The organism is Cellulomonas avistercoris (assembly GCF_014836445.1).
Classification (GTDB): domain Bacteria; phylum Actinomycetota; class Actinomycetes; order Actinomycetales; family Cellulomonadaceae; genus Cellulomonas; species Cellulomonas avistercoris.
Genome location: NZ_JACSQV010000010.1, coordinates 73,316 through 88,453, shown reverse-complemented (window position 1 = coordinate 88,453; position 15,138 = coordinate 73,316). Strand labels below are relative to the sequence as shown.

Here is a 15,138-nt window from a genome sequence, read left to right as displayed (position 1 = left end):
GACCTCCTCGTCGGCGTCGACCCTAGCCGCGGCCGGCGACGCACCGGCGGATCACCGTGCCGGGTCCTCCGGGCTCACGATCCCCAGCTCGTGCGCACGCCGCAGCGCGGACTCGCGGTCGTGCACGCCGAGCTTCGCGTAGATGCTCAGCACCTGCTTGCGCACGGTGTTGACGGACACGGTCAGCGCGTTCGCGACCTCACGGGTCGTGGCGTGCTCGTCGAGGAGCGTCAGCACGGTGCGCTCGCGCGGGGTCAGCGGCACCAGACGTCCCGGCTCCGGCACGACGCGACCGGTCGCCGCCAGCCGTGCCAGCTCGTCCTCGGTGAAGCCCAGGCCGGACTGCTCCGCCAGCTCGTCGCGCAGGTCCGGCGGCAGGTGGGCGAAGCTGCGCAGCGCGCCCTGCTCACCCGCGAGGCGGCGGGCCGTGCGGAACGCGCGCGCGGCGAGGACCGGCTGCCGCACCTCGTGGGCGGCCCACGCCTCGAGCACCAGCAGGTCGGTGCGGTCGCCCAGGTTGACGCGCCGACGCCGCCCGCCGAGCACGGCCGCCCGCATCGCCGCGTGCGGGTCGCCCGTCAGCAGGTGCCAGCGTGCGCGGGGCACGTCGCTCCACGCGCCCGTCGGGTCGGGCTCCGCCAGCAGGTCCGCCACCCGGTGCATCTCCCCGAGCGCGATCAGCAGCTCCGCGCGCATCCGCAGGAAGGCCCGCTGCACCGTCACGGTCTGCTCCAGCCAGGAGTGCCGGGTGCGCTCGATCTGCTCGAGCTCGGCCAGGCCGCTCTCGGGGTCGCCGAACAGCACGGCCCGCCGCACGCGCGCCCGCAGCAGGAAGGGCCAGGTCACGTCCGGCGCCCGCACCTCCAGCTCGAGCCGTGACAGCGCCGCGTCGGTGGCCGCGCGGTCGAGCCGACCCGTGGCGAGGATCGCCTCGGCCACGTCGGCCGCCGTGTCGCGCACGACGTCCTCCCACTCGGGTTCGAGCGCCTCCACGTGCCGTACGAGCCACCGGTCGGCGTCGACGAGCATCCCGTCGAGCGCGTGCACGAGCGCGACGTGCCCGGCCGCGGCCGCGCGCACGTCCGGCGCCCGGTACGGGTCCGCGAGCTCGTAGGCGCGCATCGGCAGGTCGAGGGCCGCGCCCAGGTCGCCCTCGAGCAGCGCCGTGCGGCCCGCCTGCACGAGGAACCACCAGTACGAGCGGCCCGCGGTGCCGCCCTTGACGCCCGCGCGGGCGGCAGCGACCTCGGTGTCGCGCATGATGGTCATCGCCCGCCGCATGTCGCCGCGGGCGCGCGCCGCCACGAGCGCTGCGGCCGCACCGGTCCAGCGGCCGGCGGCCGTGCGGCTGCGCCAGGCGCCGTCGAGCGCGAGCGAGCCCAGCTCCGTCATGAGCCCGAGCACCAGCTCGCGCGCGTCCGCGCGCTCCTCGGGCGTGCGACGCGTCGTCGCACGAGCCAGGGCCAGCACGGTCGACGTGGCGGCGACGTCGTCGGGGACCGCGCTGTACACGGCGTCGACGTCGGGACCGCCCGTCGCGACCAGGTACGTGCCGAAGTCCAGCCAGCAGGTCTCCAGCAGCGTCCAGTCGTGCGCCCGGGCGGCGTGCTCGACGGCGCGCCGCGGGTCCGGGGGGTGGGCGCGGAGCGCGGCGCGGGACAGGGCCCGGTGCATCGCGACCGCGCGGTCGGGCTCCCGCCGCTCCAGCTCACGGCGCAGGACCTCCTGCAGCAGCGCCGGGACGTGCCAGCTGCTGGGGGCGGCGGCGCCGCTGCGCTCGCGGTCGCGCACGGCGATGCCGACGGCCTCGAGCCTCAGGAGGGTGTCGACGGGGTCGTCGAGACCCACCTCGAGCCCGGCCGTGCTGAGCACCAGGCGCACGGTCTCCGGCGTCGGCTCGCCCGCCGTGGCCACGAGCATCGCGATCTCGAGGAGGTCCGTGTCGCCGACCGACGGCACGACCACGTCACGGATGAAGGCGTACGCCGCGGCGGTGGCGAGGTGCTCGTCGTCGGGTCGCGTGTCGTCGAGCACGGTGCGCGCGAGCAGCGGCCAGCCGCCCACGAGCTCGACCAGGTACTCCAGGTGCGCGTCGTCGACGTCGTGACCCCACGAGGCGATCGCGGCGCGCAGCTCGTCGGCCGTGAGCTCGAGGTCGCGCGCCGTGAGCGTGAGGACCGGCAGCGGGTGGCCGACGGCCGTCAGGACGGGGTGCTGCGGACCGGTCGGCAGCATCGGGTAGCGCGGGCCCGTGACGAGCACGACCCGCAGTGCGGGCGACGTCGCGAGCAGCTCGGCCAGGGCCTTGACCGTGTCGGGGTCGTCCAGCTCGTCCGCGTCGTCCACCACGAGGACCACCGGGCCCCCGACCGCGTCGATCGCGGCCGCGAGCGCGTCGGGCCACATCGCTCCGGCGACGTCGACGCCGTGCTCGCGGAGCGCGGACGCCAGCGCGTCGCGCACGGCCGACCACGGGTCGTCGCGGTTCCACGGCCGCGCGGTCCACGCGACCGGGTGGCCCGCCGCGCGCTGGGCGTCGGCCCACTGCGAGACGAGCGTGGTGCGCCCGTAACCGGTGGCGGCGCGGACCACGGCGACCTTCTGCGTGCGGTCGAGCCGCGCGAGCAGGCGCGCGCGGACCACCGCGCTCCCGGGCATGTGCAGGGGCGGTCGCGCCGACGCCCCGGCCGCCCCCGCGTCGCGCCCGGGCTCGCCGGACGCCGACGCCTCGGCCGTCATGTTGGAAGTATCGGGGGTCCGGGGACGGTGCGCTCACGCGGTACCGGGTGAAGCGCCACTGTTCGGACGCCCGGAACGCCTCGTGACGGGTGTCGGCACTCCTGCGCCGCCCGTCCTCGCAACCCGCGGCGGCCCGCTAGCGTGCCGCTGCACCCCGTCACGTCGTCCCAGGAGCTCGATGCCTTCCCGCACCGCCCCCACCGGCCCGGACGGCCGCCCGCGTCCGTCCTCGGCGCAGCTGCGCCGGTGGCGGCGCAACCTCGCCGACGAGCGTGCCGAGGCCGCCGTGTACCGGGACCTCGCGTCACGTCGCACCGGTGAGGAGCACGAGATCCTCGTCGCGCTCGCGGAGGCGGAGCGGCGCCACGAGGTGCACTGGCTCGACCTGCTGGGCGACGACGTCGGCCGGCCCGTGCGTGGCGACTGGCGCACGCGCATGCTCGGCTGGCTCGCGCGGCGCTTCGGGTCCGTGTGGGTCTACGCGCTCGCGCAGCGGGCCGAGGCGCGGTCGGTGTACGGGCAGGACGCCGAGGCGACGCCCCGCATGGCGGCCGACGAGCAGATCCACGAGGAGGTCGTCCGCGGCCTGGCCATGCGGGGGCGCCAGCAGATCTCGGGCACGTTCCGTGCCGCGGTGTTCGGTGCCAACGACGGGCTCGTGTCGAACCTCGCGCTCGTCCTGGGCATCGGTGCCAGCGGCGTCGGGGCGTCCACCGTGCTGCTCACCGGCCTGGCGGGGCTGCTCGCGGGGGCGCTGTCCATGGCGGCCGGCGAGTACGTCTCCGTGCGTTCGCAGCGGGAGCTGCTCGAGGCGTCGCGGCCCGCCGCCGACGCCGCCACGGCGCTCGCGCACCTCGACGTCGCCGCCAACGAGCTCGCGCTGGTCTACCGCGCGCGCGGCATGAGCGCGGACGACGCCCACGCACGGGCCGACGTCGTGCTCGCGTCGCTCCAGCAGTACGAGGCCCAGCAGGCGGTCGACGCGTCGCTGCTGCGCACGACGACCACGCTGCCGACCGGCGGCGTCGGCGACGGCGCGGACGGGCCGGCCGCCTCGGCGCAGCCCGCGCCCCCGGCCCCGGCGCGCGACGAGCACGAGTCGGTCGGCACCGCGTGGGGCGCCGCGATGGCGAGCTTCTGCTTCTTCGCCTCCGGCGCGCTCATCCCCGTGCTGCCCTACCTCTTCGGTGCCACGGGGTTCACCGCCGTCGCGTGGTCGTGCGGGCTCGTCGGCGTCGCGCTGATCGGCACGGGCTCGGTGGTGGGCCTGCTGTCCGGGGCGTCGCCGGTGAAGCGCGCGCTGCGGCAGCTCGCGATCGGGTACGGCGCCGCCGCGGTCACGTACCTGCTCGGTCTGACGTTCGGGACCTCGGCGGTCTGACGTCGTCTCCGGATGCCGGATCGCGCGCGTCGGGTGAGGCTCGGAGGGTGACGCGATTCGGGTACACCCTCATGACCGAGCAGTCCGGTCCGCGCGAGCTCGTGCGGTACGCGCAGCAGGCCGACCGGCTGGGCTTCGACTTCGCCGTGTCGTCCGACCACTACTTCCCGTGGCTCGACGAGCAGGGCCACGCGCCGTACGCGTGGAGCGTGCTGGGCGCCGTCGCGCAGGCCACCGAGCGCATCGACCTCATGACGTACGTGACCTGCCCGACCGTCCGCTACCACCCGGCGGTCGTGGCGCAGAAGGCGGCGACGATGGCGCTGCTCTCGCAGGACCGCTTCACGCTGGGCCTCGGCGCCGGGGAGAACCTCAACGAGCACGTCGTCGGCGAGCGCTGGCCCGCGGTCGGCGAGCGGCACGACATGCTGGAGGAGGCGCTCGAGATCATCCACGAGCTGCTCACCGGTGACCGCGTGACGTACGAGGGCGCGCACTTCCGTGTCGACTCGGCGAAGCTCTGGGACATCCCCGAGGTGCCGGTGCCGATCGGTGTCGCGGTGTCCGGCGCGCAGTCGGTCTCGCGGTTCTCGGGGCTCGCGGACCACCTCATCGCCGTCGAGCCCGACGCCGACCTCGTGCACAGCTGGGACGAGGCCCGCGAGGGGCTCGAGGCGATCGAGGTCATCGGGCCGTCGCGCAAGATCGGCCAGATCCCGATCTCGTGGGGCCCGGACCGTGACGAGGCGGTCGCGCGGGCCCACGAGCAGTTCCGGTGGTTCGGCGGGGGCTGGAAGGTCAACGCCGACCTGCCGACCACCGAGTCGTTCGACGCCGCGAGCCAGTTCGTCCGGCCCGAGGACGTCGCGGAGTCGATCCCGTGCGGGCCGGACCTCGACGCCGTCGTCGAGGCCGTGAGCGCGTACTGGGAGGCCGGGTTCACGGACGTCGCCGTCGTCCAGGTGGGCGATGCGCTGCAGCAGCGGTTCCTCGACGAGGCCGCCGGCCCGCTGCTGGAGCGGCTGCGCGCGGCGGCGCCGAGCGAGTGACGGGCGCCCGTCGGGGGCGCGCAGGCACGCAACGAGAGGAGCGACCATGGCGGTGACCGCCTTCCAGGACCTGGACCTGGCCGACCGCGACCGCGAGTGGGACGGTGCGGCGGCCGAACGGCGCGTGCGGACGTGGGCGGACGCGCAGGACGAGCCCAACGAGCGGTACCGCGACGCGCACGTCTGGTACGACGCGGAGAAGAAGGACAACTTCACGGCGTACAAGCTGCTCGTCGCGGACGTCGTGGACGGCGACCTCGTCGCGGTGCCGCGCGGGGTGTTCGCCGCGGCGGCCGTCATGCAGGGCTCACGCGGGGGCGTCGACCTGCCCGACAAGGACCGTGACCGGGTGCGCAGCCACCTCGCCAAGTACTACGCGAAGCTCGACGAGACGCCGCCCTGGGAGGACTGACCCGGGCGTCGTCGGGCGTCGCCGGGGGATCGTCGGTCGGCGCCGGGAGGCCGTGGCGCCGCCTCCGCGACACCTTCACGCACCCGCCCCACGACGCCCCACCTCGCGGCCGGCGGGAGCCCTAGCCTCACGTGCGTGACCAGCAGCGTGCGTCCCGGCCCACGGCACGCACGCGTGCCCGCGACCACGGCGCGGGGGCCTGCGATCGTCCTGGTGGCTGTGCTCGTGACGGTCGCGTCCGGCGCGGCGGCCGTCTACCTGGACCTGCGCGGACGCCTGGACGTGAGCGCCGCCGAGGACCTCGTGCTCTCGGCGCCCTCGCCGGCGGCCACGACCGCGCCGCCCGACGACCCGTTCGCGGGCGCGGCCATGAACATCCTCGTCATGGGCACCGACGTGCGCGACGAGGAGAACGCGGCGCTCGCGGGTGCGGCCCCGGGGATGCGGTCCGACTCGACGATGCTCGTGCACGTGTCGGGGGACCGGACGTGGGCGGAGGTCGTGTCGATCCCGCGCGACTCGCTCGTCGACGTGCCCGAGTGCCTGCTGCCCGACGGCGACCGGTCGCGCGCCCGGCACACGATGTTCAACGAGGCCTTCTCGATCGGCGCCGGCCCGCAGGGGAGCAGCGACCACGCGGCCGCGTGCACGATCGGCACCGTCCAGTCGCTGACGGGCGTCACCGTGACGCACCACCTGGTGGTGCGGATGACGGGCGTGATCGACGTCGTCGACGCGCTCGGGGGCGTGCGCATGTGCCTGCCGGACCCGGTCGACGAGGACCCGCGGTACGGCGACCTGCACCTGCCTGCAGGCGACCAGCGGCTCGACGGGTGGCAGTCCATCGGGTTCCTGCGCGCGCGGCACGGCACCGGGATGGGCCTGGAGATGGGCAGCGACCTGACGCGCATCACGCGCCAGCAGGCCTTCGTGCAGGCCGCGGTGCGCGAGCTGCTGGCGAAGGACGTGCTGGGCGATGCGGGCGAGCTGTACGGGGTCGCGCGCGCGGTGCTCGGTGCGCTCACTGCCGACCCCGAGCTCGCGGACCCGGTGCGGCTCGCCGCGTTCGGCTACTCCCTGCGCGGCATCGACCGCACGCGCGTCGTCTTCACGGGTGTGCCGGTGACCGCGGCCGCGAGCGACCCGAACCGCGTCGAGTGGACGTCCGCCGCCGACGAGATCTGGCAGCGGCTCGCCGCGGACCAGCCGCCCGCGGCGCTGCAGCCGACCGCCCCGGAGGTCGACGCCGGCCAGGGTGAGGCGGCGACCCCGCCCGCGGGAGGGGCGGCCACCCCGCCTGCGGGAGGCGCGGGCGACGACGGCACGGTCGGCCCCGGCGACGGCACGGGCGGCACGGACGCGCTCGGCGCCGAGACGCTGCCCGGCGTGTGCACCGCCTGACGTGAGACGGGGGTTGCGCGATCAGGTAAGCCTCACCTTATGCTGACGGCGTGACCGAGGCCCCCGTGACCGCTGCCGCTGCGACGGCCGCCGAGACGACCGCACCTGCGGCGTCCCCGTTCCGCATGTTCCACGTGCGCGTCGCCGCGCTGCAGCGGCTGTGCCCCAGCCTGCTGCGGGTCACGTTCACGGGCGACGACCTCGACCGCTTCGCGGACAACGGGTTCGACCAGCGCATCAAGTTCTTCCTGCCCGTCACGGGCGCGCCGTACGCGGACCTCATCGACCTCGGCCGCACCGGTGACTGGTACGGCTCGTGGCGCGCGCTGCCCGACGACCGCCGCCACCCGATGCGCACCTACACGGCGCGCGGCGTGCGTCCCCACCCGCGCGAGCTCGACGTCGACATCGTGCTGCACGGCGACACCGGCCCGGCGTCGCGCTGGGCGTCGACCACGCAGGTCGGCGACGAGCTCGTCGTCATGGGCCCCAACGCCGACCACGTCGGCCCGCACGGCGGCGTCGACTTCGTGCCGCCCGCGCGCACCGACCGCCTGCTCATCGCCGGCGACGAGACGGCCCTGCCCGCCATCGCGGGCATCGTCGAGCGCCTGCCGCGCGGCGCCCGCGGCGAGGTCCTCATCGAGATGCCGTGGTCCGACGACCGCCTCGACCTGGACGCGCCCGAGGGCGTGCACGTGCACTGGCTCGGCCGCGACGGCCGCGCGCACGGCGAGCTGCTGGTCCCGGGCGTCCAGGCCGCCGCCGCGCGCCTGCTCCCCGGCCAGGCGCCCGCCCCCGACGCCGAGCTCGAGGACGTCGACATCGACGCCGGCATGCTGTGGGAGGTGCCGATCGACTACACGACCGGCGCGCCCCTGGCCGCCGAGGCGCACCTGTACGCGTGGCTCGCGGGCGAGGCCGGCGTCATCAAGACCCTGCGCCGCCACCTGGTGACCGGCTGCGGCGTCGACCGCAAGGCCGTCGCGTTCATGGGCTACTGGCGCCAGGGGAAGTGCGAGGCGAACTGACGTCTCACCGCCCGCGGTCCCCCCACCGGGGGGACCGCTCACCGTGAGACCGGCCTGAGTCGTCGCACGGCGACGCTTGCGACGTCCCAGCCCGGTCTCGACGAGGCCGCTGGGTCGACCTAGTGGCCGACGTGCTCGGGAGCCGGCCCGTCGACCTCGGCGGGCTTGCGGACGAAGAGCGTCAGCACGACGGCCACGCTGGCGATGACCGCGCCGACCACGAACGCGCGGTGCACGCCGTCGGCCATCGCCTCCGCCGGCCCCGCGCCCGTGGCCGCCGCACCGGCGGCCCCGACCGACATGAGCGTGACGAACAGGGCGGTGCCGGCGGCGCCGGCGACCTGCTGCAGGGTGCTCGTGATCGCACTGCCGTGGGAGTACAGCGAGCGCGGCAGCGACCCGAGCGCCGAGGTCAGCAGGGGCGTGAAGACGAAGCCGAGGCCCAGGTTGAGGGTCATCTGCACGGCGACGATCCACCAGATCGGCGTGTCGAGGTCGAACGTCGTCATGCCCCACAGCGCGGCTGCGGCGACGACCATGCCCGGCAGGACCAGCGGCCGCGGCCCGTAGCGGTCGAACAGGGCACCGACGACCGGGGCGATGACACCCATGAGGACGCCGCCGGGGAGCATCATCAGCCCGACGGTCAGGGTGTCGAGCGCGAGCGCCTGCTGCAGGTACAGCGGCAGCAGGATGAGCGACCCGAACAGGGCCGACATCACGACGACGACGAGCACCACGGCGAGGCTGAAGGACCGCGACGTGAACGTGCGCAGGTCGAGGAAGGCGGAGTCGGTCCGCTGCAACGACAGCTGGCGCCGCACGAACACTCCGAGCGCGACGACGCCGACCACGAACGGGACCCCGGGTGCGACAGGGGCGTGGCCCGACGCCGACTCGCCGACGAGGCTGAGGCCGTAGATCAGGCCGCCGAAGCCGAGGGCGGCGAGCACCGCCGAGGGCAGGTCGAAGGAGGCCGCCGAGGTCTCGGTGACGTTGCGCACCCACACCGCGCCGAGCGCGATCGCGAGCAGGGCGATCGGCAGCACCAGCCAGAACATCCACCGCCAGTCCAGCGCGGACAGGATCGCGCCGGCGACCGTCGGGCCGATCGCCGGGGCGACGGCGATGACGATGGAGATGACGCCCATCATGCGGCCGCGGTGGGTGGCCGGCACGACGTTGAGCACGGTGGTGAACAGCAGCGGCATCATGATCGCGGTGCCCGAGGCCTGGACCACGCGCCCGGCGAGCAGCATCTCGAAGCCCGGGGCGAGCGCCGCGACGAGGGTGCCGGCGGAGAACAGCGACATCGCCGTGAAGAACAGCCCCCGCAGCGGGAACCGGGCCAGCAGGTAGCCGGTGCACGGGATGACGATCGCCATCGTGAGCAGGAAGCCCGTGGTCAGCCACTGCGCCGTCGCGGCGGTCACGTCGAGGTCGACCATGAGCCGGGGCAGGGCGACGCCCATGATCGTCTCGTTGAGGATGACGACGAACGCGGAGGCCACGAGCAGCGCGATCACGGGGCGGGTGCGGACCGCCGGGGTCCCGTCCGGGGTGGCGGGCGGGGTGGGCCGCAGGTCGTGCTCGAGCGTCATGAGGTCTCTCTGTCAGGGGGAGGGGTCGCGGACGGCGTTCCTGGAGGAGCTGCGTGCGCCCGGCGGACGAGTATATGGCAGTGACTGCCATGAGTCGCGTGGGGTGCGAGGATGTGCGGATGCTCGACGTGGACGACCGGCAGCGCGGCCCGCACGTCGTCCCCGACGGCCCGGACGCCGACTGCGGCCTGCGCGAGCACCGCCGTCGCGAGACCCGCCGCGCTATCGCCGACGCCGCCCTCGACCTCTTCGAGCGCCAGGGCGTCCCGGCCACGAGCGTCGAGGCCATCGCCGAGGCCGCCGGCATCGCCCCGCGCACCTTCTACCGCCACGCGGGGACGAAGGAGAACGCCCTCTTCGTCGACGACGACGCGGTGGAACGGCTCGTCGCGAGCGTGCGCGCCGTCGACCAGACGCCCCCCACCGTCATCCGGGCGATCGAGCAGGCCTACCTCGCGCACATCGACGCCTTCGACGCCGAGCCGCCCGAGAGTCACGCCCGCGTCCTGCGGGTGCGTCGCCTCGTCCTCGCCGACCCGAGCCTGCTGGCCCGCGCCCTCGCCCGCGAGGACGAGCAGGTGCACGAGCTCACGACCATCGTGCTGCACGCCGGCGACCCCGCCGACGTCGACGAGCTGCAGGCCCGCATCGTGGTCACCGCGATCGGCACCGCCGTGCGCCTGGCGTACGACGAGTGGGCGCGCCGCGCCGAGCGGGGTGAGGCGGTGCCGGTCCGATCGCTCTACCTGCGGGTGCGGTCGGGGCTGACGGAGTACTTCGCCGGCGCCTGCAGCGGATAGGACGTGTCGACCCGGTGGGTCGGGGCGTCCGGTCGGTCTCAGGCCGCCGGGACGATGCTCACGAGGTGGGTGTCGGCCGGGTGGAGCGAGCGACGGAGCTTCGCGTCGAGCGTCGCGAGCGTGCTCCCGGTGCGCTTCGCGAGCTCGACGAGGTGGTAGTCGGTGACCTGGCGCGGGCCGACCATCCGTGTGAGGTCGATCGTGGCATCGACGAACGAGGCGTCGTCCGGCACGAAGCGGTGACCCGGGACCGTCCGCATCTGGCGCAGCGCCGCGACGGCCTCGACCGGGAGGATCGCCCGTCCGGCGACCGCCGGGTTGGACAGCAGGCGCACGAACGCGGACTCGGTGACCGGTGTCGTGGCCCACGACGTGACTCCGGCGAACCACCGGTGCGCGGCGCCGTGGTGGACGTGCGCATCGGCGGCGAGCGCGAGGAGGACGTTCACGTCGAGCAGGTAGCAGGTCTCAGTCGTCACGGTGCTCGGCGACCAGCTCGTCGGTGATCACGTGACCCGCGGGGCCGTGGAAGACCGGGAACCCGCGGACGGTCGACGCGGGCGCCGTGCCCTCGAGGGCACGCTGTGCGAGGTCGGAGACCGCCCGTCCGATCGACACGTTCTGCTGCTCGGCGATCGCGCGCGCGGCGGCCAGCACCCGGTCGTCGATCTCCAGCGTCGTCCTCATGTGCATCACGGTATCACCGCATCACGGACGCCTCGCGGCGCGCGCGGCTGAGCCCGACCGCCGGGCGGCAGGTCGGGCTCAGCCGAGGTCCCTCTCGCTCACGGCACCAGCGCGACGACCTTGATCTCGACGAGCTGCTTGGGGAACGTCAGCTCGGTGATGCCGATCGCGGTCCACGCCGGCGGGACGGCCGTGCGCGGGATGTAGCGGTCCTTGATCTCGAGGAACAGCGGCAGCTGCTCCTGGAGGTCGACGTGGAAGGTCGTCATCTCGACGATGTCCTCGTACGACGCGCCCGCGGCGGCGAGCACCTTGCCGACGTTCTCCCAGGCGGCGACGATGTGGTCCTCGAGGCTCGAGTCGATGACGTTCATGTCCGCGTCCCGCCCGACCTGCCCGGCGGCGAAGAGCAGGTTGCCGACCTTGACGGCGGGGGAGTAGTTGAAGCGCTCGACGAGGTGCTTCATCTCGTCGGGGGCGATCAGTTCACGCTGTGTCATCGTTCGTTCCTCACTCGTGCTCGGCGCACCGGGGATCGCTGCGCCGCGACGAACGCTAGGAACGACGGGTTTCGTGGACGGCTCCGGCGGATGACGGCGAGGTGACGCAGCGCGCCGCCACGTCACGGCCGTGTGACGCGGACGGGCATCCGGGGACGAACCGTGACGCGCGTCGGCCGCACGGGCAGGTGCCCTGTGCGGCCGACGTGCACGTACCGGTCAGGGGACGATGTGCCCTGCAGCGCGGAACAGCTCGTACCACTCGGCCCGGGTCAGCGGCAGGTCCGACCCGAGGGCCGCGCCGGCGACCCGCTCGGGGGTGGTGGTGCCGAGCACGACCTGCATCTGGGCGGGGTGCCGCGTGATCCACGCCGTGGCGATCGCGATCGGGGGCACGTCGTACCGGGCGGCGAGCCGGTCGATGACGGCGTTGAGCTCGGGGTACTCGGCCGACCCGAGGAAGGTGCCCGTGAAGAACCCGGCCTGGAACGGCGACCAGGCCTGCACGGTGATGTCGTTCAGGCGGCAGTAGTCGAGCAGGCCACCGCCGTCCCGGGTGACGGACTGGTCCTCCGCCACCATGTTCCCGGCGACGCCCTGGGCGACCAGCGCGGCGTGCGTGATCGACAGCTGCAGCTGGTTGGCCACGATCGGCTGGCGCACGGACCGCTTGAGCAGCTCGATCTGCCGCGGCGTGTGGTTGGAGACGCCGAACGCCCGCACCTTGCCCGCGGCCTCGAGCTCGTCGAACGCCCGCGCCACCTCGTCCGGCTCGACGAGAGCGTCCGGGCGGTGCAGCAGCAGGACGTCGACGTGGTCGGTCCGCAGGGCCTGCAGCGAGCCCTCGACCGACGCCACGATGTGCTCGTACGAGAAGTCGAAGTACGGCCCCTCGCGCACGATCCCGCACTTGGTCTGGATCGTCAGCTCGTCCCGCTGCGACGGCGTGAGCTGCATCGCGTCGGCGAACCGGCGCTCGCACTCGTGCATCTCGCGGCCGTAGACGTCGGCGTGGTCGACGAAGTCGATGCCCGCGTCCCGGGCGGTGCGCACGAGCTCACGGATCTCGTCGTCCGACTTCTCGGCGATCCGCATGAGCCCGAGCACGACGTTGGGAGCGACGACGTCGGTCCCCGGCAGGGTGAAGGTCCTCATGCTGCATCCTGCACCGGGACCGCCTCCGTCACGACACGAGGAAGCGCGGCGTTGCGGGTGGCACGGGGTCCTCGCTCAGAACAGCGTCAGGTCGTCCTCGTCCTCGGTGTCCACGACGGCCGCCGTGACGGTCACGGGTTCGCGGACGGGGGCCGGGGCCCGTGTCACGGCCTCGCGGGGCGCGTCCGCGGCGGCTCCGGCCAGCACACGCGCCGCCAGCCACTGCAGCGAGTGGAACTCGACCCGGGCCAACGCATCGTGCAGCGCCTGCGGGTCCAGCGGCAGCACCCCCGGGCCTGTGCCCGCGGCCAGGTCCGTCTCGAGGTCCAGGTCCGTGCGCATCGTCATGAGCTCGACGTTCTGCCAGAACGCCGCGCGCCCGTCGGGGTCCGCGAGCTTCTTGACGCACGCCTTGCCGAGCACCTCGGCGACGCGGGCGCCGTCGTTGGTGTCGATGTCGGCGAAGGCGGCCTCGACGGACCCGAAGGCGTTGAGCAGCGCGACGCCCGTCTTCTCGCCGATGCCGCGGATGCCCGTGAGGTTGTCCGACGCGTCCCCGCGCATCGCCGCGTACTGGCGGTACTGCCAGGGGTCGATGCCGAGCAGGATGCGCAGCCGCTCCGGGTTGAGCACGGGGGAGGCCTCGACGCCGCCGTTGATGATCCGCAGCACCGACGTCGTCTCCGTGACCAGCGCGAACGCGTCGCGGTCGGACGTGCACACGACGGTGTGCCAGCCCTCGGCCGTCGCCGTGGAGGCGGCCGAGGCCAGGACGTCGTCGGCCTCGAGGCCGTCGGGGATCACGACGTGCAGGCCCGCGGACCAGAAGACGTCGACCGCGAGCGAGAGCTGCGTGACCAGGTCGGCGTGCTTCTCGGTGCGGTGCGCCTTGTAGTGGGGGTGCGCGACCTTGCGCTCGTTGCCGGCCGCGTCGTCGAACCCGATGACGACGGCGTCGGCGGCCACCCGGTCGACCGCCCCGAGGATCTGCGACAGCGCGCCCTTGACGGCCCACGTGGGCTGCCCGTCACGGGTGCGCAGCTGCGAGCCCGCCAGTGCGTGGAACGAGCGGTGGAGCAGGGAGTTGCCGTCGACGGCCAGGAGGGTCTTCGTCATGGGGGTCGGGCGGCGCGTGCCGCCCGGGTCCTTTCTCGGGTGCGCCCCCAGGTTAGGCGACGGCGGTCCATGACGGGGGAGCCGGCCTCGCCGAGACCGGCCTCGGTCGTCCCGTGAGACCGGTACGACGAGCGGGCCCGGTCTCGACGACGCCGCGTCGCGTCATGCGGGAGGAGGTGGGCGGCCTGAGGGGCGCGGCGTCGGGTCTGGACACCCCGGCGGCACCCCTGGATAGTCGTCCCACGGCCCGTCGTACCGGGCATACCCGGCGGCGCACGCCTGCGGCCCTCGCACCCCGGCCGCGCACCTCGCACCTGCTCGTGACCATCGACGCCGGAGAGGACTGCGCCATGACGAACCAAGCCCCCGACACGGTCGTGCTCGTGCACGGACTGTGGATGACCCCCCGCAGCTGGGAGCAGTGGGTCCCGTACTACGAGAGCAAGGGCCTGCGGGTCCTGACCCCGTCCTACCCGGGGTTCGAGATCGAGGTGGAGGCGCTGCGGGAGAACCCCGAGGTCATCGCCGGGCTGACCGTCCCCGACACGGTCGACCACCTGGCGGGTGTCATCGAGTCCCTCGACGCGCCGCCGATCATCATGGGCCACTCGTTCGGCGGGACCCTCACGCAGCTGCTGCTCGCCCGGGGCCTCGGTGCCGCCGGGGTGGTCATCGACTCCGCACCGCCCGAGGGGGTGCACGTCACGCCGCTGTCGCAGGCCCGCTCGCTGTTCCCGGCCCTGCGCAACCCCGCGTCGCGGCATCGCGCGGTCGGCTTCACGCCCGAGGAGTTCCACTACGCGTTCGCCAACACGCTGAGCGCGGAGGACTCGCGCGCGGCATGGGAGCGGTACGCGATCCCCGCTCCCGGCGCGTGGATCTGGGCGTACGGGCTGCTGGCCAACTTCACGCCCGGACGTCAGGAGACGTGGGTCGACTACGCGGGCGACCGCGCGCCGCTGCTCTTCCTGGCGGGGGAGGAGGACCACATCATGCCCGCGAGCGTGAACAGGTCGAACGCCCGGCACTGGGGCGCCTCGCCGGCGCTCACGGACTTCCACGCCTTCCCCGGGCGTGACCACTGGACGTGCGCGGCCCCCGGTTGGGAGGCGGTCGCCGACCACGCGCTGACGTGGGCGCTGGAGCACGCCGGCGGGGGACGCCCGGCCTGATCCTCCGACGACGTCCGTCCCGCGAGCCCACCGCGGCGCAGGCGGAGACGACGAGCGCGGTGACACCCGAGCGGCCGGACGTCGCACCGGACGG

General features: G+C 74.3%; 14 protein-coding genes. 7 read left to right on the top strand and 7 right to left on the bottom strand.

Going from position 1 to position 15,138, the window contains the following annotated elements:
• Positions 1-51 precede the first annotated feature (51 nt).
• Positions 52-2,739: a LuxR C-terminal-related transcriptional regulator gene (locus H9657_RS12540; protein ID WP_191783749.1), complete on the bottom strand. Its 2,688-nt coding sequence runs from the start codon at positions 2,737-2,739 to the stop codon at positions 52-54.
• Between the two features lie 178 nt (positions 2,740-2,917).
• On the opposite strand from H9657_RS12540, the gene H9657_RS12535 reads away from it, so the two are divergent.
• The 5 genes from H9657_RS12535 to H9657_RS12515 all read left to right on the top strand — a co-directional run bounded on the left by H9657_RS12535 (position 2,918) and on the right by H9657_RS12515 (position 8,013).
• Positions 2,918-4,120, top strand: a complete 1,203-nt coding sequence (locus tag H9657_RS12535) for a VIT1/CCC1 transporter family protein (RefSeq protein ID WP_191783748.1) — start codon at positions 2,918-2,920, stop codon at positions 4,118-4,120.
• 47 nt (positions 4,121-4,167) lie between these two features.
• On the top strand, positions 4,168-5,169 hold the full coding sequence (locus H9657_RS12530; RefSeq protein ID WP_191783747.1) for a TIGR03557 family F420-dependent LLM class oxidoreductase: 1,002 nt from the start codon (positions 4,168-4,170) through the stop codon (positions 5,167-5,169).
• 46 nt (positions 5,170-5,215) lie between these two features.
• Positions 5,216-5,581, top strand: a complete 366-nt coding sequence (locus H9657_RS12525) for a hypothetical protein (protein ID WP_191783746.1) — start codon at positions 5,216-5,218, stop codon at positions 5,579-5,581.
• A 135-nt stretch (positions 5,582-5,716) separates the two neighbouring features.
• A complete protein-coding gene (locus H9657_RS12520) occupies positions 5,717-6,982 on the top strand; it encodes an LCP family protein (protein ID WP_191783745.1) in 1,266 nt (421 codons plus the stop codon).
• Positions 6,983-7,107: 125 nt separating this feature from the next.
• Positions 7,108-8,013: a siderophore-interacting protein gene (locus H9657_RS12515; RefSeq protein ID WP_191783819.1), complete on the top strand. Its 906-nt coding sequence runs from the start codon at positions 7,108-7,110 to the stop codon at positions 8,011-8,013.
• Between the two features lie 119 nt (positions 8,014-8,132).
• On the opposite strand, the gene H9657_RS12510 is transcribed toward H9657_RS12515, so the two are convergent.
• Positions 8,133-9,614 carry an MDR family MFS transporter gene (locus H9657_RS12510; protein ID WP_191783744.1) on the bottom strand — a complete coding sequence of 494 codons (1,482 nt, stop codon included), beginning with the start codon at positions 9,612-9,614 and terminating at the stop codon, positions 8,133-8,135.
• Between the two features lie 119 nt (positions 9,615-9,733).
• On the opposite strand from H9657_RS12510, the gene H9657_RS12505 reads away from it, so the two are divergent.
• A complete protein-coding gene (locus H9657_RS12505; protein ID WP_191783743.1) occupies positions 9,734-10,414 on the top strand; it encodes a TetR/AcrR family transcriptional regulator in 681 nt (226 codons plus the stop codon).
• 38 nt (positions 10,415-10,452) lie between these two features.
• On the opposite strand, the gene H9657_RS12500 is transcribed toward H9657_RS12505, so the two are convergent.
• The 5 genes from H9657_RS12500 to H9657_RS12480 all read right to left on the bottom strand — a co-directional run bounded on the left by H9657_RS12500 (position 10,453) and on the right by H9657_RS12480 (position 13,872).
• On the bottom strand, positions 10,453-10,893 hold the full coding sequence (locus H9657_RS12500; protein WP_318241472.1) for a TA system VapC family ribonuclease toxin: 441 nt from the start codon (positions 10,891-10,893) through the stop codon (positions 10,453-10,455).
• The gene (locus tag H9657_RS12495) at positions 10,883-11,101 is read right to left on the bottom strand and encodes a hypothetical protein (RefSeq protein ID WP_191783742.1); all 219 of its coding nucleotides are present in this window, start codon (positions 11,099-11,101) and stop codon (positions 10,883-10,885) included. The genes H9657_RS12500 and H9657_RS12495 overlap by 11 nt, the downstream gene beginning before the upstream one ends.
• Positions 11,102-11,199: 98 nt before the next feature.
• Positions 11,200-11,601, bottom strand: a complete 402-nt coding sequence (locus H9657_RS12490) for a RidA family protein (RefSeq protein WP_191783741.1) — start codon at positions 11,599-11,601, stop codon at positions 11,200-11,202.
• A gap of 219 nt (positions 11,602-11,820) precedes the next feature.
• The gene (locus tag H9657_RS12485) at positions 11,821-12,756 is read right to left on the bottom strand and encodes an aldo/keto reductase (RefSeq protein ID WP_191783740.1); all 936 of its coding nucleotides are present in this window, start codon (positions 12,754-12,756) and stop codon (positions 11,821-11,823) included.
• Between the two features lie 75 nt (positions 12,757-12,831).
• Complete coding sequence (locus H9657_RS12480) at positions 12,832-13,872, bottom strand: 5'-3' exonuclease (protein WP_191783739.1); 1,041 nt, start codon at positions 13,870-13,872, stop codon at positions 12,832-12,834.
• A gap of 350 nt (positions 13,873-14,222) precedes the next feature.
• Between H9657_RS12480 and H9657_RS12475 the strand changes: the two genes are divergently transcribed.
• The gene (locus H9657_RS12475) at positions 14,223-15,044 is read left to right on the top strand and encodes an alpha/beta hydrolase (RefSeq protein ID WP_191783738.1); all 822 of its coding nucleotides are present in this window, start codon (positions 14,223-14,225) and stop codon (positions 15,042-15,044) included.
• Positions 15,045-15,138 lie beyond the last annotated feature (94 nt).